Consider the following 21,757-nt stretch of genomic DNA (forward strand, 5'->3'; position numbering starts at 1 on the left):
ATCGCCAACCTGCACTATTCAGCGCTTTTTTATAGGTATCCAGGTTCGCGTCGGCGCTATATGTACCCGTTTCTGCGATCTAACTCAACCTTTTTAAATACAATGATGTGACTTTTTACACAAATAGATTTTACATAAAAGAAACAAACACAGGGTAAACGAACGCAAGTTTGGTTGATATGGGTCAACAAAAAGGCCCGTATCGGGCCTGATGTGCAGATTAATGAACGGCTTTTCGCGGTCGGCTGGCGTAAAGACAGAAGAGAATGGAGCTGGTGGCACAGAACGCCATCGCCCACAGCATTGGCCAGGCCGTGTTAAAGGTCGCCATTGAGAGTAACGCCCCCACCACGGCACCAATTCCGAAGCGGAACGTCCCCGCCAGCGATGACGCGGTGCCAGCCATATGCGGGAACTCGTCGAGAATGACCGCCATCGCATTGGATGAGATCATCGAGACGCAGCCAACAAAAGCGGCAACCCCCACCACCAGCGCCCAGAAGCCCACGCCGAAAAACGCGCTGACCACCAGCCAGATAGCCATCACAAACTGGATCCACAGCCCGGCACGGAACATATTCAGTGCTCCAATCCGGCGAACAAAGCGGCTGTTGATGATGGTCATGATGAACAGGAACACAATGTTCAGCGCAAAGTAATACCCAAAGTGCTGAGGGGAAACGTGGTTCAGCTCAATATAGACAAATGGCCCGGCGCTCAGGAAGGAGAACATCCCGGCAAAGCTGAAGCCGCTTGCCAGCATGTAGCTCAGCACGCGCTTGTGGCGGAACAGCGAGGCAAAATTCCCCATTGTGGTACGGATGTGGAATTTCTGGCGGCGCTCGACGGCTAACGTTTCATCAATAAAGAAGAAAATCATCGCCGAGGCCAGCAGTGCGGCAAGCGCCAGGATCCAGAAAATGGCATGCCAGCTGAACCATACCAGCACCGCGCCACCGGCCATCGGCGCCACCAGCGGCGCAATGGTGGTTACCAGCATGACAAACGACATCATGCGGGAGAACTCTTCTTTCGGGTAGATATCACGCATCAGGGCGTTAATCACCACGCTTGCCGCCGCCGCCGCGAGGCCGTGGAATAAACGCATCACGATCAGCTGATCGATACTCTGTGCCAGCGCACAGGCCACGGCTGCGGCTGCAAAGATCAGCGTTCCGCCCAGAATAACCGGCTTACGTCCGAGGCTGTCGGCCATCGGGCCATAAAACAACTGGCCAAGGGCAAAACCGAGAATATAGGTACTGAGCGTCATCTGTGCGCTGCCTGCCGGTACGCCAAACTGCGCCGAAATCACCGGCAGCGCAGGCAGATACATATCAATCGACAGCGGCATTAACATGGCCAGCAGGCCAAGAATGAACACGATTTTGAAAGACGAGTGTGGCCTGGTGGTCACAGGGTTCTCCTGAAATTAATGCGAGGGCAGACCGACGCTGGCGATCTCTTCTTCTGTCAGCGGGCGATATTCACCAGGCGCCAGATCGGGATCGAGTTCAATTGCCCCAATACGTTCACGATGCAGACCCACAACGTGGTTACCCACCGCGGCGAACATACGTTTCACCTGATGATAACGCCCTTCGCTGATGGTCAGACGGACTTCGGTCGGGGTAATGACTTCCAGCACCGCCGGTTTGGTGAGGTCTTTTTCATTATGCAGCTGAACGCCTTTGGCAAATTGTTCTGCCGTGTCATCTGCCACCGGCGATTCCAGCGTCACCAGATAGGTTTTTTCACAGTGATGACGCGGAGAGGTAATGCGGTGGGACCACTGACCGTCATCGGTCATCAGCACCAGACCGGTGGTGTCGATATCGAGGCGGCCAGCCGCATGCAGCTTGTGCGCAACCGGTTCGTCGAGGAAATAGAGCACCGTCGGGTGATCCGGATCGTCCGTAGAACAGACGTAGCCTTCCGGCTTATTGAGCATGAAATAGCGCGGGCCGTGCTGCTGGGTGAGCGGGTTGCCGTCATACTCCACCTGATGGTCAGGTTGCAGTTTGAACGCGCTGTCTCTCACAATGTCGCCATCCACGGTAACGCGGCTGGCGCGGATCTCGCGCCCGGCAATAGCACGGCTTACGCCGAGTTGCTGAGCGATAAACTTATCAAGTCGCATGAAATCTTTTTAGCCTTAATGGTGCTGGAAGTCGGACAATGCGTCCGAAAAAGAAGCAGTCAGGAACGGTTCAGTATAATGGTCTGGTTGCGCCACTCAAGGGAAAAAGTTTCGTGGCATACTATATGCGGAATAACGATACAGAGACCCCATGACTTTTACACTTCGCCCCTATCAGCAGGAAGCCGTTGACGCCACCCTGGCCTGGTTTCGCAAACACCGTGAGCCCGCGGCCATTGTGCTCCCCACTGGCGCAGGCAAAAGCCTGGTGATCGCCGAACTTGCCCGCCTGGCGCGCGGCCGCGTGCTGGTGCTGGCGCACGTCAAAGAGCTGGTTGCGCAAAACCATGCCAAGTATTGCGCGCTTGGTCTGGAGGCCGATATCTTCGCCGCCGGGCTAAAGCGGAAAGAGAGCCACGGCAAAGTGGTGTTCGGCAGCGTGCAATCTGTTGCCCGCAACCTTGAGCTGTTTCGCAGCGAATTTTCGCTGCTGATTGTCGACGAGTGCCATCGCATCAGTGATGACGACGATAGCCAGTATCAGCAAATCCTCACTCACCTGAAAGAGGTGAACCCTCACTTACGCCTGCTGGGCCTGACGGCAACCCCGTTTCGCCTGGGTAAAGGCTGGATTTACCGCTTTCATTATCACGGTATGGTGCGAGGGGATGAGAAGGCGCTGTTCAGCGACTGTATCTATGAACTTCCGCTGCGCTATATGATTAAACATGGCTACCTGACCCCGCCTGAACGGCTGGATATGCCGGTCGTCCAGTACGATTTCAGCCGCTTACAGGCGCAGAGCAACGGTTTATTTAGCGAAGCGGATTTGAACCAGGAGCTGAAAAAGCAAAAGCGCATCACTCCGCACATTATCAGCCAGATTGAAGAGTTCGCTGAAACGCGCAAAGGGGTAATGATTTTTGCCGCCACCGTTGAGCATGCGCGCGAAATCACCCGCTTACTGCCCGCTGGCGACGCGGCGCTGATCAACGGCGAGACGCCCGGCCCGGAGCGCGACAGCCTGATTGAGGCGTTTAAAGCGCAGCAGTTTCGCTATCTGGTAAACGTCTCGGTGCTCACCACCGGATTTGATGCCCCCCACGTCGACCTGATTGCTATTCTGCGTCCGACCGAATCGGTCAGCCTGTATCAGCAAATCGTTGGCCGCGGTCTGCGTCTGGCTCCCGGTAAAACCGACTGCCTGATCCTGGATTACGCCGGTAACCCGCACGATCTCTACTCGCCTGAAGTGGGTACGCCGAAAGGAAAAAGTGACAACGTGCCGGTACAGGTCTTCTGTCCTGCCTGTGGCTTTGCCAACACCTTTTGGGGCAAGACGACGGCTGACGGTACGCTGATCGAACATTTTGGCCGCCGCTGTCAGGGCTGGTTTGAAGATGATGAAGGGCATCGCGAGCAGTGCGATTTCCGTTTCCGCTTTAAAAACTGCCCTCAGTGCAACGCTGAAAATGATATTGCCGCCCGCCGCTGCCGCGAATGTGACACGGTTCTGGTCGACCCTGATGACATGCTGAAGGCCGCGCTGAAGTTAAAGGATGCCCTGGTGCTGCGCTGCTCTGGCATGGCGCTGCAACCGGGAGCGGATGAAAAAGGCGAATGGCTGAAAATCACCTATTACGATGAGGACGGTGCCGATGTCAGCGAGCGCTTCCGGGTGCACACTCCGGCTCAGCGCACGGCTTTCGAACAGCTCTTTATCCGCCCGCATACCCGCACACCGGGCGTACCGCTGCGCTGGATAACCGTAGCGGATATCGTGCATCAGCAGGTGCTGCTGCGCCATCCGGATTTTGTTGTCGCCCGCAAGAAAGGCCAGTACTGGCAAGTCCGTGAAAAGGTTTTTGACTATGAAGGCCGTTTTCGTCGGGCCAACGAACTGCGTTAACGACAGGCAGGCCTTGAATAGGAAACGATTGTTTCCTATTATGCATTATCGCATTACAACAGGACTCACTCATGCCACGTCTTCCCGGTCGCCCGCGTGAATTTGACACCGACGCCGCCATCGACAGCGCCCTGCTCGTTTTCCGCGAGCGCGGCTACCATGCTACCTCAATCAAAGAGCTGAGTGACGCGACGGGCCTTACGGCGGGAAGCCTGTATAAAGCCTTTGGCAGCAAGAATGGCCTGTTTCTCGCGGCGTTCGATCGTTACACCCGGACGCGCAGCGCCGCCCTGCGCCAGCGTACCGAGGCGGCACGCAGCGGGCGAGATAAAATCGCGGCGGTGTTACGTTTCTACGCCGAGAGCAGCCACGGTCCAGAGGGCATACGCGGCTGTCTGGTGGTCGCCAGCGCGACCGAGCTGGCGGTTTTTGATGAGGCAACCGCGCAGTACATCAAAGCCGCCATGCAGCGTACCGAGCAGCTGTTGCTCGAACTGGTTCAGGAGGGCCAGCGGGACGGTAGCCTTTCCCGCGCGCTGCCCACGGAGCAAACGGCACGTAATCTTTTCGCGCTGCTGCAGGGTTACCGCGTGATCGGCAAAAAAGGCCTGTCTGAGGACGAAATCAATAGCGCCGTTAACGCGGCACTCAGCCTGCTCGGCTGAGTTTTTTTAACCAATTAGGAAACGATTATTTCCTATTATTCCGGAGATCGTTATGACCATGCCCATCGCCCCGCAGCACCACTTCACGCTCATCAATGGCATCCGCACGCACTACGTCACCGCCGGAGAACAGCACGCGCAGACGGTTGTCCTGCTGGCAGGTTTCCCCGAAAGCTGGTACGCCTGGCGCCATGTTATCCCTTTGCTGGCCGAGCGTTATCATGTCATCGCCCCGGACTTACCCGGACAGGGTGATACCGATTGTCCGTCAGAGGGGTATGACACCCACACCCTCGCCAGCCATGTTCATGAACTGCTGACCCAGCTTGGCGTGCATCGCTACTATCTGGCCGGTCACGACGTGGGAGCCTGGGTTGCCTGGCCTTATGCGGCGATGTACAGCGATGAGGTAATAAAGCTGGCGCTGCTGGACGCCGGCATTCCGGGTATTACCTTACCCGATGCCCTCCCCGTCACCGCGGACCGCGCCTGGCGCACCTGGCATTTTGCCTTTCACGTGATTGCCGACCTGCCTGAATTCCTCATCAGGGGCAAAGAGCGCGGCTATCTGGAGTGGTTTCTGCGTCGCAAAGCGGCGAATCCCCTCACCTTCAGCGAGGCGGATCTTGACGAGTATCTGCGCATTTTTACGCGCGAAGGTGGCTTGCGCGCAGGGCTGGCTTACTATCGCGCTGCCGCCCTCTCCGCTGCGCAAAACCGGGCGCTTAGCGAACGGGGTAAACTCTCTGTTCCTGTTCTGGCACTCAGTGCCGATCAGGGTTCGATTCCTGATATGGCCTCGCCGCTGAGGGCGTTTGCAGAACGCGTTGACGGGTGCTTGATCCCCCGTTGCGGCCATTTTCAGCCAGAAGAGCAGCCTCAGGCCGTCGCCGACGCCCTAAGCGGTTTTTTTAGTGGGGATTAATTCATTGCCCTGAGGTGGATTGGGGGCTATAATGCCGCCCGCTTTTGCATCCGCAAAGCAGAACACTCACCTGCTGCTGGGTCGCCTGTAGTAGGGTTTTAAATACAGAGAGAAATCAATGTTCACTATCGAAGCAGAAGTACGTAACGTGCAGGGTAAGGGTGCGAGCCGCCGCCTGCGTACCGCTAACAAGTTCCCGGCTATCGTTTACGGTGGCGAAGCTGCTCCAGTTTCTATCGAACTGGATCACGACAAAGTATGGAACATGCAGACCAAAGCTGAATTCTACAGCGAAGTTCTGACCATCGTTGTTGGCGGTAAAGAAGAAAAAGTGAAAGTTCAGGCTGTTCAGCGTCACGCGTTCAAGCCAAAACTGACTCACATCGACTTCGTTCGCGCGTAATCGCAAACATGTCGAAAAAAAGCCCCGCTTCGGCGGGGTTTTTTTATGGCGGTTATTTACCGCCAGTAGTACGACGCTGCAGCTGATCGCGCAGGTTGGGTGGCGTACCTTTAATGGTCAGCGTATCGGTGGCCGGATCCCAGAAGATACGTTCCCCCAGCAGCATGGCATCAAAGTTGATGGTTAACCCGCCGCCGCTTCCGGCAAATTTTGTTAACTGACGCAGCGTACTGCGATCCGCCGGGAAGCTCTCTTCCAGCTCATACCCTTTCTCAGCAGTAAATTCCTGGAAACTGACTTCACTGACGCCGGCCAGCTCTTTTGACAGCGACTCCAGCTCAATCTCTTCCCCCGCCTGCAGCTGTTCGTTGCAGTAGCTGTAAACCTGCTGACGCACGTTCTGGCGCTCAGATTTATCGAGCTGCGCTTCCGCCGTGAAGTCATCCACCGCCTGCAACAGCCCTTTGTTCTGCGCTTTGGCGTTGAGACCTTCGCTGGCACCGAGGAAGTCCATAAAGAAATCGGCCACTTTACGGCCAACACGCCCTTTGAGGAAGGTCAGGTAGCGCGTCGACTCCGGATTGGTTTCCCACTCGGTCAAATCAATACGCGCAACGATATCCGCATGATTGATATCCAGATAATGGGTGGAGCTGATATCCAGCTGCTCATTCACGCGCATACTGCTTAAATTGTTCAGCACGGTGACCAGCAGATACTCGACCGCCAGGTAGCGATAGTGGCAGAACAGAACGATACCGCCGTCGGCAAACGGGTATTTTGCCAGTTCGTCGCGCAGACGCCCGGTTGCCGCGCGGCTAAACGCCAGGAAATCTTCTTCACCCTGGCGTTGCAGGCGCAGGCTATCAGCCAGTTCACTCTCGTCGCTGAACAGACCATAGGCTTTATTTTTTGCACTGTAGACGCGGTGCAGTTCCGCCATCATTTCCACAACGGTTGCCGTGGGTTCCAGTAACGAATCGCGCAGCACCACTTCAAGGGTTTGCTCATCACGCTTGATAAGCTGGTGCAAGGCAATCTGGTTGATTTCCAGACTCATGATAAACTCTCCTTTTAGACCGGGCGGTATTCAACCACCACCAGGACATGTGTGCAACAACTGATAAAAAAGGGGAAAAAAAGCTGTTGCTACGGTAATATGTTGCCCTTTCATCAACAAACTGATTTTGATTTATGCCACAACATTCCCGCTACAGTGATGAACACGTTGAACAATTGCTCAGTGAGCTGGTCAACGTACTGGAAAAACATAAAACACCGACCGATCTCTCCCTGATGGTTTTGGGAAATATGGTCACCAACCTTATCAATACCAGCGTTGCTCCGGCTCAGCGTCAGGCGATCGCCAAATCTTTCGCCCAGGCTTTACAGTCTTCCGTTAGCGACGACCAGGCCCATTAAGGGAAACGAACAACAGTTTATGGTGACGAATCGTCAGCGCTACCGTGAAAAAGTCTCCCAGATGGTCAGCTGGGGGCACTGGTTTGCCCTGTTCAACATTCTGCTGGCGACGCTTATCGGCTGTCGTTATCTGTTTGTCGCAGACTGGCCGACGACGCTAACCGGGCGTATTTACTCCTGGATAAGCGTTGTAGGGCACTTTAGCTTTTTGGTTTTCGCCACCTATCTGCTGATCCTCTTCCCCCTGACGTTTATCGTCATGTCGCAGCGTCTGATGCGATTTTTATCCGCCATCCTTGCAACGGCAGGGATGACGCTGCTGCTTATCGACAGTGAAGTGTTCACCCGCTTCCACCTGCATCTCAATCCCATCGTCTGGGAGCTGGTGATTAACCCCGATCAGAACGAAACGGCCCGTGACTGGCAGCTGATGTTTATCAGCGTCCCGGTGATCCTTCTGATAGAGATGCTGTTTGCCACCTGGAGCTGGCAAAAACTGCGCAGCCTGACCCGCCGACGCCATTACGCGAAACCGGTGGCCGCGATCTTTTTCGTCTCCTTTATCAGTTCGCACATCATGTATATCTGGGCGGATGCGAACTTCTATCGCCCGATCACCATGCAGCGGGCGAACCTGCCGCTCTCTTATCCAATGACGGCGCGTCGTTTCCTTGAGAAGCACGGTCTGCTGGACGCGCAGGAGTACCAGCGTCGTCTGATTGAGCAAGGGAATCCGGAAGCGGTTAGCGTGCAGTATCCGCTGAGCGATCTGCGCTATCGCGATATGGGACGCGGACAGAACGTCCTGCTGATCACCGTCGATGGTCTGAACTACTCCCGTTACGAGAAGCAGATGCCTGCGCTTGCCGAGTTCGCCAGCAAGAACGTGACGTTCACCCAGCATATGAGCTCCGGCAACACCGCCGATGCGGGCATTTTTGGCCTGTTCTATGGCATTTCAGCCGCCTACATGGACGGCGTGCTTTCTGCGCGCATTCCTGCAGCGCTGATCACCGGGCTCAATCAGCAGGGATATCAGTTAGGGTTGTTCTCCTCAGACGGCTTTAACAGCGCGCTGTACCGCCAGGCGCTGCTGTCTGATTTCTCCCTGCCAGCCGCGGAAAGCCAGTCGGACGAGCAGACCGCCAGTCAGTGGATTAACTGGCTGCAGCGTTATGCGCAGGAAGATAACCGCTGGTTCTCCTGGGTTGCCTTTAATGGCACCACGCTCGATGACAGCAATCAGAAAGGCTTTGCGCGCCGTTACAGCCGTGCAGCAGGCAATGTTGATGACCAGATTAGCCGCGTGCTTGATGCCTTACGCGAATCCGGCAAGCTCGAAAACACCGTGGTGATAGTGACGGCAGCCCATGGCGTACCGCTGGGCGACGAAGCGAAGAGTATGGGCTGGTCGCGGCCGAATCTGCATGTTCCGCTGGTGATCCACTGGCCGGGCACCCCCGCTCAGCGCATTAACATGCTCACCGAACATAAAGATGTGATGACCACGCTGATGCAACGGCTGCTGCACGTCAGTACACCGGCAAATGAGTATTCACAGGGGCAGGATCTCTTCAGCGCCACGCGTCGCCACAACTGGGTCACGGCAGCGGGCAATGATACGCTGGCGGTCACCACGCCAATGCTGACGCTGGTATTGAACAATAACGGAAACTACCAGACGTATAATCTGCAGGGTGAACGGCTGAAAGACCAGAAACCGCAGTTGAATCTGCTGCTACAGGTTCTGACGGATGAGAAACGGTTTATCGCTAACTGATTAATTATAAACCAGTTAGCCTCAGATTCCCTTGCATTCAAAACGGAATCGAGTAGTATTCATTTCATGCGTCGGCACGTAGCGCAGCCTGGTAGCGCACCGTCATGGGGTGTCGGGGGTCGGAGGTTCAAATCCTCTCGTGCCGACCAAAAACACATTGAAAACCAGCCTCTTACGGCTGGTTTTTTCATGTTTAAAATTTGTACGGGGAATCATTGGGGAAAAATGGGGGAATAACCCCCGACATTTACACGCTAAATTACAGGCGATTTATCGTCTTTAACTTGGTTAAGTGTATGTGTAAGAACGCCGTGTACCGTTACGTCATTCAGAGCTTCCCCTTCTATCGCTTCACCATCTTGAGTGATCAGCGCGTGGCCCATTAGCTTCACGAACTGGTTTCTCCCGTCCATGCTAACCAGCAACGTATCCCCTCCTTCTGGCTTCAGACTGACGTTAATAACGGCCAAGCCGCATGAAGTTTCAATAACCCGGCAGTTGTTATCTACACCGCAGATAACATCTATCGTCATGCGCTGCTCCTGGTAATCCATGGCTGGCGATGGAAATCCCATTAGAAAACCCTCCCCATGTTACGCAGGATCCAGTACCGGTTCTCGCTTCCGTTTGTCGTCTTATCGGCGAAGTCCGGCTGGTATCGCTCAATCCATGTATTTGCATCCGCCTGGCTGAAATGCCAGTGCCTCTCCTGCAGTTCAGCGATGAATTTGTCTGTATGCAGGCAGAGATAGCCCTTCGGGTTTTGCTGTATGGCCGCAATAAAAGCAGCACGAATATCCGGTTGACGAGGCATGAACACACCCTCACTTGCCCATTGACTGTATGCATATACAGTAGTATTTTTATAAAAACAGATCAAGCACAGGCAATTTTTCACTTATAAGAGGATCGGTATGTTTGTTGAACTGGTTTATGACAAGCGAAATGTTGAAGGGCTCCAAGGGGCCAGAGAGATCATCCTGGCTGAGCTAACAAAGCGAGTGCACCAGATTTTCCCTGATGCAGAAGTGAGGGTGAAGCCAATGCAGGCAAACGCCTTGAATAGCGATGCCAGCAAAAGCGATCGGGAAAAGCTGAACCGCATGCTGGAGGAAATGTTTGAAGAGTCCGATATGTGGTTGGTGTCTGAATTCCCGACGGTTCGCCAGGCTGTACTGTAAAATGGTTCAGGCTGCCGGCTTCAATATTAACTGGCGGCCTGCATTATGTATTACCACTGCCTACCGGAAATTTTCGGTAGAGTGTTGAAACCCCTACGTCGTAAATTATTGCCACACGCTGGCGAGATTCCCCTGCTGCGATCAATCTCCCGGCCTGCGCCCATTGCTCATCCGTTAATTTAGGTCTGCGACCGCCGATCCGCCCTTTTGCTCGCGCAGCTGCTAATCCCGCCCGGGTGCGTTCAACAATGAGCTCTCTTTCCATTTCTGCCAAAGCCCCCATAACATGAAAGAAGAATCGGCCCATCGGCGTAGATGTGTCTATGCTGTCGGTCAGGCTTCGAAAATTAATGCCCCGCTCTCGCAGCTCCTCCACCAGAACGACAAGATGCCGCATGCTTCTACCGAGCCGATCGAGTTTCCAGACCACCAGCGTGTCTCCCTCCGACAAGATACGGAGTACCTTTTTGAGACCCGGCCTCTCGGATGTCTTGCCGCTTATTTTATCTTCAAAAATCAGTTCACATCCTGCGCTATCGAGCGCATTTCTCTGTAATGCGGTGTTCTGGTCATTTGTTGACACTCTCACGTAACCAATAAGCATACTTTTACCCCCTGAAAAAAGCAGAAAGCATGCCACTGGTGAGCAGAATGGTCATTCTCAAAAACGTTGGTTTGGGAGATACAAGCGGATACGTGGGACGCTGGGTGAATACCCGGGTTTTCACGTCATCAGGTACGTACACTCCAACGCCGGGAACAAAACGGATCAGGGTCACAATAACGGGTGGCGGTGGTGGTGGGGGCGGCTGCCAGGCTATATCCAATAATGAAACGTTTTTCGGTGCTGGCGGCGGGGCCGGTGGAACAATAATTTCAATAATGACCCCGACACAGAATAGTTATCCAGTCACTATCGGCGCAGGTGGAGCCGGTGGTATTGGAGCAAATTACGGCCTTAATGGCGGCTATAGTTCGTTCGCATCGTTAATTGCTATCGGTGGCGAAGGTGCCGGAAAAGTAGGAGTCACAAACACAAACGGCGGTAACGGAGGTGTGCCGAGTACTGGCGATATCCGCATCACTGGTGGAAATGGTGGCGACGGTCAGTACGGAAATATCAGCGTCAGCGGTGAAGGCGGAACATCGTACTGGGGGGGCGGTGGACGCGCAGGCGCTGGCGGTGGTGTTAGCGGTAAGGCATATGGTTCAGGCGGCGGTGGTGCATACGATGGCGGTTATAGCGGAACCAGTATGACAGGCGGGAAAGGTGCTGCTGGGATTTGTATTATCGAGGAGTTTGCATAATGAATATGTCATATGCAGTTATTGAAAATGGGATGGTTGTGAATGTCATTGCCTGGAATGGCGAGGCTGAATTCACGGTGCCGGATAATCAGCATCTCATTGATATTTCAGATATCAGTGAGCATCCCGGAATCGGCTGGGCGTATTCAGACGGGGGATTTACTGTACCACCCACTCCGGAACGTTCTCATGATGAACTGGTAGCTGACGCTGAACAGAAAAAACAGTCGCTGATAAACGCAGCAATGGTCAATATCAGCGTGATTCAGTTAAAGCTGCAGGCCGGGCGGAAGCTGACGCAGGCAGAAACCACCCGCCTTAACGCTGTGCTGGATTACATTGACGCGGTGATGGCAACAGATACCAGCACAGCGCCGGATGTCATCTGGCCTGAACTGCCGGAGGCGTAGGCCATTCAATATCGAGTGCTGTTGAAGTATTAATACGCATAAGCAGCACCCGATATTTTTTCCATGCCAGTAACAGTTTCGTTTCATCATCTGTTGCCATACCTAAATCAACCGCATCCTGAAGCGGAGCTATTACATTCGTTGCCTCTGCTATCAGTGCAGATTTCTTTTCATCATTTATTAAGGCTAATTGTTCTGGTGTTGGAGAAGGACGGTCAACAATGACAGGATGACCGTTCTCACCACAGGTAATCATTTTTGTTACACTCTGTGCATTAATCAGTGTTTTCCACTCTGATTCCGAGATTTCCACTGCATCATCAGGAATATTGGTGCCGTGAAATTCAGTCGAATAAAATCCGTTTGTCGATGCGGAATAAAAATATGACATTTCGTTAATACCCCATTGCAATGTAATACGCATCAGAAGATGCACCGTATCCTGAACCGGGCGACACCGTAATATTAAATCCAGTGTTCTGGACATTTGTCGCCGATACAGTCGGCTGCCCTGACGCGCCAGTAACGTTCAATGTAACTGTGACAGCAAGGACTCTTGAGAATGTCATCGGGAACCTCATCCCGTATGTTGAAGATACATTCGGGGAGCCATTCAACTGACCGCACTGTAAAATTAATCCAGACGGAAATTTTTGCGCAGCAGCCGTTACGGTATTAATTGACGCGAACAGGCTCATATCAGGTATCTGATTCGCCCCTGTACCTACATTCCTTTTAGCCGCTTCTCCCAAACCAAGGTTTGTGAGAGCCGTAGAGATCGCCGCTGCACCATCTGATTTGATATCGGCAAATGGGTTTGTACGGCTCAGTGTCAGTTTTTGAATGGCCTTTAAAACCTGAGTCATATCGTTAATGTCGAGCGTCAAACCTGCTGACTCTACGATATGCGCTAACTCTTCCTGCATGGCGTTAAACGCTGCTGCCCGCAGCCTCGTTGCGGCAATACCACCAGCAACACTTCCATCAGTATATTTGCCATCCTGCGTTGCAGTGGCTTCGACTTGCCCGATTCGGAGCATAGTTAATCCTCACTTAGTGTTAAGCGATAAAATCAGAGGGGGAAATATCAGTTATGAATAATTGAAAATGATGTTCAGATGGGATGGGGCAATTTTGTTGATTGAACACTCCAGTTGTTTATTGCCCCACGATGCGAGCGGATCGCCGCAGTAGGACGCGCCAGCAAGCGAATACTTGATTGTTGTTTGTGGCGCATTTATCCGCCAGGTAAATGGCCACTCGTCACCGTTAAGCGCATCACCGCATACTGACATGCCACTCATAGCGGGGCGGAACTGTGTGATAGTGATGGTATAACCAAGAGCTGCGGCCACCCGGATGTAGTAATCGCGGTTCAGACCGCCGGTGCTGATTAACTTTGCTACCACGGCGCGCTGGCGATCGCTGACGCCACCGGACTCACCAATCGCGCAATCATCTGGCAGCCCCAGAGAGCTTTCCCATTCTGGCAACATTACCGTCGCTGTAGGCGGAAAAGCGCCAGTAATCAGGCTTTGCGCATCGCTGTCAGAACGCTGAAACGAGCTACCCAGTGCCCGTAATACCGCAGCCTGTACCGTTCTTTGCGACCGGGGCCATGCCCTGCCCGTCGGTAGCAGCGCACCAAGCGCACCGGCATAATCATTTTTTGAAAAGAGGCTCATACAAAATTCACCCCGCCAAGCACCGGAATTTCGCCAACAGCAAAGGTGATATTGGCCATCGGAGAGTTAAGGATATAGCCCGTCGTGCCACTAACACCGCCGATACTCCCGTTAATATCAGAGAGGTAAACTTTCCCGGAACCATCAGGGTTAGCCTCATCAAAAAACAGCGCCGTCAGCGCGTCTTTTATACCCTGAACTGTGGTGCTGTCGGCATTTTTGATACCAGAGATTTCAATATTGATGACTTTCTTGATCGGGGAACATACGAAAACAATGGCAGTGTCTGTCTGCTGCGGATAGATGTGGTCGGCGACAGCGAGCTGGTCTCCGGTGGCTTTAACAGCCCCCCAGTCCTCAAGTTGGGATATTCCGTCGGTACCGACCGGAAACCCACCATTGTCATTCCGATCACACATGATATACACGCCAACGGTCCCGGCCCCGTTCAGACGCCGCTTTACCCACGCGCGGGTGACGCCCGAAACCTCAAGCGCCCATTTTTTATAATCGGCGTCGCTTCCACCCTGAGGCGGATTCTGCCATGCCAGCAAGCCACGACTGCGAAAATCCTCTTCCGTTTCAATATCGGCTCCGCCGGTCGCAGCGGACAGTAACGTTACCTGTGGATCCACGCCAGCAATATTCGCGTCCAGGGTCATTATGGTCCCGGCATCAGCGTTACCGCGCGCGCCTCCACCCGTTACATCACTGGTAATATCCGGCAGTATAGCCGTCACCGCGACGATACCAAATCCATCTGCCTGAATTTTAAGATCTGCATCCGTCCGGTACTGGTATCCGTCCCCGCGGTTAATGATCGAGCCAACAGGGATAATACTGTCAACACTGCCACTAGCCTGTACCGCAGGCGACTTCGCCGCTGCAGCTGGTTTTCTGAATACCTGCTTAAGGGCCATCCACCCGGCGAGATACTCATCGGTAGAGGTAAACGGGTTTGTCTGCAGGGCAATATAGTCAAGGTAGGCGTAATGCAGATGCCCCATCCCCGCATCCATGTCAGCCAGTACCTTCAGGTTCGCGAAGCGCAGGAGCGCACCAACATCCTCAAGCTCCGCCTGCATAAATTTCCGGTTTCCGTCGCGGAGTTCGCTCAGCGTCGGTCGTTTAAACGGCATATTAACGTTGCTCCCATATCCAGTAAAACCTGAATTCCTGCCAGTCCTTCCCCGGTGCCTGATAGCGGATAATGAGATTGAGCCGGTCAGGCAGGACAATCCTGGCAACAGGAATAACCTCGCTGACAACACCATCAACCTTTAACCAGTTGAGCGCTTCACTCGAGTATTCCTCCGCTTTTTTTGCGACATCCGGGGTCAGTTTTTTCCGCCGTAGCAGCCACAGCCGGGATCCCAGTTGCGATTCCTCCCCGGAATCCCCCCACCAGCCGCGGCGATCGCTGTCCTCATAATCATCGTCAGCCCTTGCCAGCCTGTCAGTAAACAGGCTGTCCAGTATTGCAGTCTGTAAATCGTTCCCCGTGGTGAGTTCACCCAGCCCTTTCTGCCAGTCAGCAAACATCTCATCCACATTCCAGAATGAAGCGATGTCACTCATGTCACCTGATCCTCTGTTTTTTGGCTGCGGATATTGTCATTGCCACTCTGGGCATTTTTAACCACATGATCGTGGTCATTATGTGCATCCCGCAGCTCTTTCAGTGTTCGGGTATTGGTTTCACAGTTATCAACAATGTCACCTGTGCATCTCAGGATCGGGGTATTTGCAAGGATCCCCTGGCTGGCATTGATGGTCACGTTAGTGGCGTTATTGACCTCAACATCCTGGCCCTTTGCATCCAGGAAGATCCCCTTCTCCGTCAGGAGAATATTAAGGCCCCACTGGTTATACATGACCGTTTCGCCCGATTTCAGGCCTGTATGACGGAACCCCTGGTGGTTGGACGCAATTACCACCGCGCTGGAACGATCACCGCCAATAAAAGCCAGAACCACATCAGTCCCGGCAGGCAGGCCGGATGAAAAGCCAAATTCTGCCATCCGCGGTGCGCTGGCCACCTCCAGCGGAGTCTGGTACTGGATTGACTGCACCACCCCACCATCTTTCATGGCCGTGATCCGGCCAATCCCCAGCATGCCGGCAATCCTGGTCGCTGCATGTTTAAAGAGTTGCTTCATGTGTTAAATCCCGCCAGGTTCTGGTAGAAGGCATATGGCTGAACGGTGAATGCTTCAGGCGGCATCAGCGTCATGCGTGCATGGGTGCCGTAGTCATCGCGCATATAGGTGACTTCTGCCAGCAGCAATTCAGTCTCCGGCAACCGTAACGTGGGAAGATCAACGGGGATCAATGTGTTTGGTTCCCACAGTTTCCCGTTTTTATCCCGCCAGGAATCGATGGTTACCGAGAGCTGTTTTGAACGTCCGTACCGACGGTTCATTTCCCAGTCGATCGCACTTTGTGCCTGTTGAGTAGCCATCAGGGTACTTTCCACAATCGATATATGTTTTCGGTACCGCATACGGGCGGCCTCCGGATCTCTCGCCGTTGCCAGAGTCACAGCGTCATAGGCCGTATCAGGCGAATACCCTGCAATTGGAGAAACGCTCATTGATACACCGACATAATCTGAAAACCTGTCGGCCATCGATTTGCGGTAGTACGCCTGTTCGACATTGACCCCTTCGGCTATTCCACTCGCCGCACGACGTGTTCCCACCCGGGTCAGTAACAAATTTCCATCGGGCTGATCGTAGTAAAGCAGAGCAGACCATCTGGCCACCCGATCGATGACTTCTTGCGGAGACTCCCCCCAGTTCAGAGTGAACTGGGGTACCTTCACAAGTTCATCAACATCCGTGGTTACGGTGATGCCATAGTAGGATGCCAGGCGAGAAGCAATTTCAAGCGCATTACTGGCATTAATGACGTTGTTAGGCCACTCGGCTGAGCAATCCACCAGGTCCTGACATTTGCTCCTGCCCGTGGCGCGGACCTCATGGCGGGAGCGCGATAGTGCGGGTTCCCAGTCATCCACATATCCCGTCAGCGTCAGATCATCTCCGATACGAACTTCACAGGACATGCCCTCTTCAACGAGCTGACGATCTTCGTTGCCAGGGAAGTAATCCATCAGCCCAAGATCGAAATCAGAGGGAAAACGCTCAATCCCCCGCGTTACCCGGACAGAATCCCAGCCTTCGATGATTTTGCCGTCGACCGTCAGAGAAACAACATCCAGATCGCTGTCTGCATTCATTGCCTCAGTACCTTCATGGTTGTCGGCATAAACGCCGGATGGGGTACGCGCGCTTCCTGCACCAGTTCATCTGCACGGGTGGCATCCTGGTATAATCGGTTTGCCAGCGTCAGCGCCGGAAGCGGCTGAGCGGTGGTAACCTGAAGAAGCTCGCTCAGACCAGAAGCGCGCTCACTCATCGTGGAAAGGAATGCCGATCTGACGGCGAGAAGCGCGTTATACGTATCATCGTCAGCGCGGTCTCCAGCCAGAACCAGCGCCGTATCCAGTTGCACAGAAACTCGTTGAGTTAGCTCTTCTGCCTCGTCTGTACTGGCAGGTCTGGAGTCCGCAGCTGCACTGGTCATGGCACCAGTACATAGCACAACAATCAGCGTGTTCATGGTCGCCGAAATCGCTTTGCTGCTGTCGGACTGCTGGTACTCCGTGCTGATTGAATTAGCCAGTTTTTCCAGCGCTGTGATTCGGTCATTAACGCTGCCGGCGCTGTTAAGAATTGCGTTTACCACGTCGGCGACGCCCTGGACAAACTCATCAGGTGTGTTGGAGATGCTAAGCTGGCTCGACCTGTCGGTAACATTTTTCCGGTCCATTACCGACTGGGCTGTTACCTTGTCAGCCAGTGCTCTCTCATCATCCACATCAGCAACTGACGATTTGCCAGCAACAGCAGAGGAACTACCGCCCACAGAGCCTTTACTGTAACGTCCGTACCGGGTATTCCCGAACGTGGAGTTCAGGACATTGCTGAGATTCGTGACCTGACTGATGGTGCTGTCAACCATGTTAGTCCAGAACGTGACCGTGCCTCTGATGGTGTTTATAGCCTGTGTGACACCGCGGATTTCACTCTTAACTCTGGCAATCGTGCTCAGCACAGCAGTGCTGACCAGTTTCAGATAGTTGGTTTTCACCGTGGCGCCTGCAACGGTACTGCCCGTGACAGCAAACACTTTAAGCCCTGATTCAATTGCCATCAGGGTAAATTCAAATACTCGCCCGTTCTCCATCGAACCGGAAATACGCAAACCATTCTCAGGGATGGAAACCGTTAATTCGCCCAGTGTCGGATGGACGAGCGTACCGCTACCTTTTTGTTCACAGGCTTCAATTAATGACTGGCGCTGTGTGATGGCATCGCCGCCACCATAAACCTGGCTGTTCTGAATCAAAAAACCGCGAATAACAAATCGCCTTGTTGCTCGACCGATATCCTCTATCCAGGCTGTATCACGGTAGGGATATTCATGTACCGCCTGGCGTCGGCCGTGGCTTCCTTCCTCAGCAACAATTGCAAATGGCACTCCTCTGAATGAGCTGGGCCTTAACTGCCCCTGCCAGTCATCGCTGGCATCACCGCCCATCAGGGATGTTATTGCATTCTGGATAATTGGCATCTCACCTCCGGAAATAAAAAAACCGCCATATCGGCGGTTTTTTTACTTATTTATGTCACATTGCTGAATTTAGTTCCGATAGTTTTTTCTTCATCGAGTCAGTGTCTGATGCAGGGAATGAAATAAATTTAGTATCGGAGAGATAAATATCTAATGGTGCACCTGTAAACACTAATCCATTAAAATATTTCTTTCCCTCTTCTGTTTTTGGTTGGATTATCCCGCTACTCTGCCCAAGGCAAATAGATATCATTTTTACATATTTCCCTGCGATTTTTGCTGGAGAAATATCTCTTATTTTGGGGTTGCTGTATTCATGTATACCATAGCACGAAGATTCAGCATCGGTGTTTGGTCGAAAATCAAGAATTGACACCTGACCAGTTGACGAGTTTGTAACAGCGAGAGCAAACTCAAAAGCATCCATACCTCTGCTATCCTGCTTCAGTGTTGGTATGCCATTGGGATACACCCACTTGGCTAAACTCTGCGACTGAGCAGCATAAGGTATAATTAAAAGAGATAGAGACAAGTAAGCTGTAATCTTTTTCATAGAAATATCCAAGCGCTGTGTTGAATTAAAATCTTACATTCACACCTTATACCATCATCTTTTAATAAGCCATGGGTAACGTTATCCGTCCGCCATTCTGGGTATTGAACTCCTTCCTGCCACCTTTGCCGTCGACCAGGGTGATTTCAAGCTTCATCTTCTGATCTTCAACAGCGCTTTTAAATGAGCTGGTAAGCTTATCGGCAAAAGCCTGATTTTGGTCTGCGTTAGGCTGGGTGGGCTGGATAATCCCAGTGCCTGTAGATTTATTATTAACCTCACTATCTGGGTAAGCCGAATCATCACTAGGTTGAACAGGTAGGTTGATACCGATACCTGCTGATTGCTCATTGGCTTGGTTTTCTGGGATAGCATCGCGGGTTAGTGGTTCTTCATTAATTATTTTCTGATAGTGTCCAAGAACCGCCCCAGGATAAGCCTGGTTCTGCGGCCCCCAGCGGCTAGTATCATACCCCCCGTTGTAATAACGAAGCGCCAGCGGAATATTACCGCCTGAGCTTTTCAGGTTTTCAGCCATGATTTTTGCCCCGGCCATAATGTTCTGACGTGGGTCAGTCCAGTCTGTAACCCCAGTCGAATTAAAATTTGACGGCATAATTTGCATCAATCCTTTCGCGCCTGCTCTACTGATAGCTTGAGAATTTCCACCAGATTCTTGAGTCATAATGGCTTTCAGCAGACGGGGATCAACACCGTATTGCAGGCCAGCTTCATTCAGTAAGTCATCATACTGGCCATTCTGGCGGTAAGGCACATATTTGCTCCCGGCAGTCCGTGGGGCTGTTACTGCAGCCATGTCATTTTGTAACTGAATCGCAGAATCTGCCGCGCGGTAATTTGCATCGTACCGCTTTCTTACAGCATCAGTCATGAAACCCGCGTCAACCTGTCCACGTTCACTACGGGGCAAACTGTTATATAGCGTCTTATCATTCTGAATTCGTCGTAACTTTGCAGCATCATCGCTGTTGATAAAACCGAGAGCATGAGACAGGCCGGTAAAGTCACCGTTAGTAAACAGATCAGTAACACCTTCGAGGCCGTCTTTGACCGAACCATCCGAGAGAATGGTCTTGAGTGCCTTGTTTTTTGAACGTTGCCACAGCCCATCCCAGGATGCGCTGAGCTCATTCATTGTGCCGTTCACTTCACTCAACTGCTGGTTCAGCGCCGGATCCACAGTCAGACCAAATTCATCCGATTTTGCCAGCAGCTTTTTCATACGCTCGCCTTCACGCATTAGCGCCAGCAATTCGGGTGTCAGCCCAAGTGCATCGGCTGTGGATTTCTGCTGTTCAGGTCTCAGGGTTGGGAAAATTTTTGCAATAGACTCCAGTGTTTTAAGGGTATTTACTGACCCATCGCTGTTTTTTTGGATTTGCGCACCAATTTGCGCCATCGCGGCCATAACCCCCTCGTTTTTACCGCTGGCAGCCTCATTGAATGCTTTGAAAATACCCTCTATTGATGCATTAGCGCTCTCGCTGTCTGCTCCAAGAATACGCATAGCCCCGGAAAGTCGGGTAAAATCGTCAACGCGCATCCCCGCATTTTTTGCCGAGACATCGAGGTTATAGGCCTGACGGGATGCCTCCCGAAAACCATAAGCGACCTGTTTCAGCCCGTATCCGGCAGCACCAACCAGCCCCAGTGTACCCATCTTGCCCGCGAGCTCCCCCACCATTTTCAGCGGGGGAACCATATCGCCGATGTACTGCACGTTATCCCGCGCGCTCTTCGACATATTCTCGAGGCGCGAAATAAAACCATTCAGTCCGTCGGCTGTTTCCTGACCGCCTAACTTGAGCCCTTCTTTGGTTTTATCTAGCTTCGGCTCCAGGTCACGGACAGCCTCATTAATGCGGTCTATAGCCTCGCTAACCTGGTCGCTGGCCACCAGCTCAAAATCAAAAGAATTACTCATCGTCGTCAGGTTTCCTAAGCTTGTTTATCCGGGATGCCTGCGCCACCCACCATTTCAGCCGGGCGCGGGTCATTCCCCACGCCCTGTCCTCAGACCAGCGGAAATAGAAGGTGACGTCAGCGGCCATCTCCTGCCAGGTTGTCAGGGCTTCCAGGTCAAAAAACTGAGCAGATACTCCTCACACTTACGGAAGTCGAGAAAATCCATCGGCTGCAGCACGCTTTCACGCGTACCGGAAACCAGCGCAATAAGCAGGCGCATCGCCGCGAGCGACGTTGACGCAGCCTGTTTCTCATAAAACTGCTCCGCCTGACTTAGCGTGGGCGCTTTCAGCTCCAGTTGCGTATAGGTGGTCTTCTCCGCAGCATCATCCAGCGCTACGGTTAAGGGAATGGTTTTAACGCGTTCAATCTCAGCCATCTTAGTTCTCCGTTACGTCGCGGCCTTCCCAGCGAACATCAAATACTGCATCTTCGCTTTCCACTTCCTGGACGTTGACCGTCCAGAGTGAACGGCCAATGATAGTTTTCCCGTTAGCCAGCTCGGCGATCACGTTGACGTTCGTCTGCTGGTTAAAGCCCTGCACATTCGTTCCGCCACTGTCACGCAGTCGGGCAGAAATGTATGGCGCCACAGGTTTTTCCTTATATCCGTGCACACCATCCATCCCTGTCAGGGTGGTACGGTTTACGGTGGCAGCCTGATATTTAAACGAGCCCTCCACCATTACCGTCACACCGTTAACAGTGACATAGGCGGTTCCCGCCAGGCGGTTAGTAGTATCACCTGCCAT

The 21,757-nt window shown here is 52.9% G+C and carries 27 protein-coding genes, 1 tRNA gene and 1 pseudogene; 10 read left to right on the forward strand and 19 right to left on the reverse strand.

Going from position 1 to position 21,757, the window contains the following annotated elements; genetic code table 11:
- Positions 1-220: 220 nt before the first annotated feature.
- Positions 221-1,417, reverse strand: coding sequence for a Bcr/CflA family multidrug efflux MFS transporter (locus HX884_RS01495; protein WP_178327540.1), 1,197 nt, complete (start codon positions 1,415-1,417; stop codon positions 221-223).
- Positions 1,418-1,432: 15 nt separating this feature from the next.
- A complete protein-coding gene (gene rsuA, locus HX884_RS01500; RefSeq protein WP_013097990.1) occupies positions 1,433-2,140 on the reverse strand; it encodes a 16S rRNA pseudouridine(516) synthase RsuA in 708 nt (235 codons plus the stop codon).
- Positions 2,141-2,291: 151 nt separating this feature from the next.
- On the opposite strand from rsuA, the gene HX884_RS01505 reads away from it, so the two are divergent.
- From HX884_RS01505 to rplY, 4 genes are all read left to right on the forward strand, one after another.
- On the forward strand, positions 2,292-4,049 hold the full coding sequence (locus HX884_RS01505; protein WP_178327541.1) for a DEAD/DEAH box helicase: 1,758 nt from the start codon (positions 2,292-2,294) through the stop codon (positions 4,047-4,049).
- A 71-nt stretch (positions 4,050-4,120) separates the two neighbouring features.
- On the forward strand, positions 4,121-4,714 hold the full coding sequence (locus tag HX884_RS01510) for a TetR/AcrR family transcriptional regulator (protein WP_178327542.1): 594 nt from the start codon (positions 4,121-4,123) through the stop codon (positions 4,712-4,714).
- A gap of 52 nt (positions 4,715-4,766) precedes the next feature.
- Positions 4,767-5,639: an alpha/beta fold hydrolase gene (locus HX884_RS01515; RefSeq protein ID WP_045292131.1), complete on the forward strand. Its 873-nt coding sequence runs from the start codon at positions 4,767-4,769 to the stop codon at positions 5,637-5,639.
- A gap of 118 nt (positions 5,640-5,757) precedes the next feature.
- Positions 5,758-6,042 carry a 50S ribosomal protein L25 gene (gene rplY, locus HX884_RS01520; RefSeq protein WP_013097994.1) on the forward strand — a complete coding sequence of 95 codons (285 nt, stop codon included), beginning with the start codon at positions 5,758-5,760 and terminating at the stop codon, positions 6,040-6,042.
- Positions 6,043-6,094: 52 nt separating this feature from the next.
- Here the strand turns inward: rplY and yejK are convergent, their stop codons facing one another.
- Positions 6,095-7,102 carry a nucleoid-associated protein YejK gene (gene yejK, locus HX884_RS01525; RefSeq protein WP_014832722.1) on the reverse strand — a complete coding sequence of 336 codons (1,008 nt, stop codon included), beginning with the start codon at positions 7,100-7,102 and terminating at the stop codon, positions 6,095-6,097.
- Positions 7,103-7,236: 134 nt separating this feature from the next.
- On the opposite strand from yejK, the gene HX884_RS01530 reads away from it, so the two are divergent.
- From HX884_RS01530 to HX884_RS01540, 3 genes are all read left to right on the forward strand, one after another.
- Positions 7,237-7,464: a YejL family protein gene (locus HX884_RS01530; protein ID WP_001135586.1), complete on the forward strand. Its 228-nt coding sequence runs from the start codon at positions 7,237-7,239 to the stop codon at positions 7,462-7,464.
- 19 nt (positions 7,465-7,483) lie between these two features.
- Positions 7,484-9,244: an LPS biosynthesis-modulating metalloenzyme YejM gene (gene yejM / locus HX884_RS01535; protein WP_178327543.1), complete on the forward strand. Its 1,761-nt coding sequence runs from the start codon at positions 7,484-7,486 to the stop codon at positions 9,242-9,244.
- A 72-nt stretch (positions 9,245-9,316) separates the two neighbouring features.
- Positions 9,317-9,393: transfer RNA gene (locus HX884_RS01540), tRNA-Pro, on the forward strand.
- Between the two features lie 105 nt (positions 9,394-9,498).
- Here HX884_RS01540 and HX884_RS01545 read toward each other — a convergent pair.
- Both HX884_RS01545 and HX884_RS01550 read right to left on the reverse strand, forming a co-directional pair.
- Positions 9,499-9,819, reverse strand: coding sequence for a hypothetical protein (locus HX884_RS01545; protein ID WP_023294052.1), 321 nt, complete (start codon positions 9,817-9,819; stop codon positions 9,499-9,501).
- Positions 9,819-10,058: a hypothetical protein gene (locus HX884_RS01550; RefSeq protein ID WP_023294053.1), complete on the reverse strand. Its 240-nt coding sequence runs from the start codon at positions 10,056-10,058 to the stop codon at positions 9,819-9,821. Before HX884_RS01550 ends, HX884_RS01545 begins: the two co-directional genes overlap by 1 nt.
- Before the next feature lie 100 nt (positions 10,059-10,158).
- Here HX884_RS01550 and HX884_RS01555 point away from each other — a divergent pair, with 100 nt between their 5' ends.
- On the forward strand, positions 10,159-10,425 hold the full coding sequence (locus HX884_RS01555; protein ID WP_023294054.1) for a DinI family protein: 267 nt from the start codon (positions 10,159-10,161) through the stop codon (positions 10,423-10,425).
- A 43-nt stretch (positions 10,426-10,468) separates the two neighbouring features.
- Here the strand turns inward: HX884_RS01555 and HX884_RS01560 are convergent, their stop codons facing one another.
- Positions 10,469-11,029, reverse strand: coding sequence for a recombinase family protein (locus tag HX884_RS01560; RefSeq protein WP_061091813.1), 561 nt, complete (start codon positions 11,027-11,029; stop codon positions 10,469-10,471).
- Positions 11,030-11,091: 62 nt separating this feature from the next.
- Between HX884_RS01560 and HX884_RS27480 the strand changes: the two are divergent.
- Both HX884_RS27480 and HX884_RS01570 read left to right on the forward strand, forming a co-directional pair.
- Positions 11,092-11,733 (forward strand): annotated as a pseudogene (locus HX884_RS27480) (glycine-rich domain-containing protein); the annotation flags it as partial.
- Entirely contained in the window at positions 11,733-12,143 is a 411-nt protein-coding gene (locus HX884_RS01570; protein ID WP_088765743.1) for a tail fiber assembly protein, read from the forward strand. The pseudogene HX884_RS27480 and the gene HX884_RS01570, both read left to right, overlap by 1 nt.
- Here the strand turns inward: HX884_RS01570 and HX884_RS01575 are convergent.
- From HX884_RS01575 to HX884_RS01630, 13 genes are all read right to left on the reverse strand, one after another.
- Positions 12,115-12,567, reverse strand: a complete 453-nt coding sequence (locus tag HX884_RS01575) for a tail fiber assembly protein (protein WP_178327544.1) — start codon at positions 12,565-12,567, stop codon at positions 12,115-12,117. The two genes, HX884_RS01570 and HX884_RS01575, sit on opposite strands and share 29 nt — an antisense overlap.
- A complete protein-coding gene (locus HX884_RS01580; RefSeq protein ID WP_178327545.1) occupies positions 12,539-13,183 on the reverse strand; it encodes a hypothetical protein in 645 nt (214 codons plus the stop codon). Before HX884_RS01580 ends, HX884_RS01575 begins: the two co-directional genes overlap by 29 nt.
- Positions 13,184-13,234: 51 nt before the next feature.
- A complete protein-coding gene (locus HX884_RS01585) occupies positions 13,235-13,828 on the reverse strand; it encodes a YmfQ family protein (protein ID WP_023294058.1) in 594 nt (197 codons plus the stop codon).
- Positions 13,825-14,967: a baseplate J/gp47 family protein gene (locus HX884_RS01590; RefSeq protein WP_016237005.1), complete on the reverse strand. Its 1,143-nt coding sequence runs from the start codon at positions 14,965-14,967 to the stop codon at positions 13,825-13,827. Before HX884_RS01590 ends, HX884_RS01585 begins: the two co-directional genes overlap by 4 nt.
- 1 nt (position 14,968) lies before the next feature.
- Positions 14,969-15,406: a phage GP46 family protein gene (locus HX884_RS01595; RefSeq protein WP_001279799.1), complete on the reverse strand. Its 438-nt coding sequence runs from the start codon at positions 15,404-15,406 to the stop codon at positions 14,969-14,971.
- Positions 15,403-15,987, reverse strand: coding sequence for a phage baseplate assembly protein (locus HX884_RS01600; RefSeq protein WP_045888898.1), 585 nt, complete (start codon positions 15,985-15,987; stop codon positions 15,403-15,405). The genes HX884_RS01595 and HX884_RS01600 overlap by 4 nt, the downstream gene beginning before the upstream one ends.
- Positions 15,984-17,069 (reverse strand): phage baseplate assembly protein, encoded by a 1,086-nt coding sequence (locus tag HX884_RS01605; protein ID WP_063929853.1) that lies wholly within the window; start codon positions 17,067-17,069, stop codon positions 15,984-15,986. Before HX884_RS01605 ends, HX884_RS01600 begins: the two co-directional genes overlap by 4 nt.
- Entirely contained in the window at positions 17,066-18,466 is a 1,401-nt protein-coding gene (locus tag HX884_RS01610; RefSeq protein WP_063929854.1) for a DNA circularization protein, read from the reverse strand. The genes HX884_RS01605 and HX884_RS01610 overlap by 4 nt, the downstream gene beginning before the upstream one ends.
- A gap of 55 nt (positions 18,467-18,521) precedes the next feature.
- Positions 18,522-19,019, reverse strand: coding sequence for a hypothetical protein (locus tag HX884_RS01615; protein WP_088765747.1), 498 nt, complete (start codon positions 19,017-19,019; stop codon positions 18,522-18,524).
- A 61-nt stretch (positions 19,020-19,080) separates the two neighbouring features.
- Positions 19,081-20,964 (reverse strand): transglycosylase SLT domain-containing protein, encoded by a 1,884-nt coding sequence (locus HX884_RS01620; RefSeq protein ID WP_063929856.1) that lies wholly within the window; start codon positions 20,962-20,964, stop codon positions 19,081-19,083.
- Positions 20,957-21,091, reverse strand: a complete 135-nt coding sequence (locus tag HX884_RS27125; RefSeq protein ID WP_255411056.1) for a hypothetical protein — start codon at positions 21,089-21,091, stop codon at positions 20,957-20,959. Before HX884_RS27125 ends, HX884_RS01620 begins: the two co-directional genes overlap by 8 nt.
- Before the next feature lie 14 nt (positions 21,092-21,105).
- Positions 21,106-21,384 carry a phage tail assembly protein gene (locus tag HX884_RS01625; RefSeq protein WP_000807719.1) on the reverse strand — a complete coding sequence of 93 codons (279 nt, stop codon included), beginning with the start codon at positions 21,382-21,384 and terminating at the stop codon, positions 21,106-21,108.
- A 1-nt stretch (position 21,385) separates the two neighbouring features.
- Positions 21,386-21,757 carry a phage tail tube protein gene (locus HX884_RS01630; RefSeq protein WP_000896638.1) on the reverse strand — a complete coding sequence of 124 codons (372 nt, stop codon included), beginning with the start codon at positions 21,755-21,757 and terminating at the stop codon, positions 21,386-21,388.

Source organism: Enterobacter sp. SECR19-1250 (assembly GCF_013391025.1).
GTDB lineage: Bacteria > Pseudomonadota > Gammaproteobacteria > Enterobacterales > Enterobacteriaceae > Enterobacter > Enterobacter cloacae.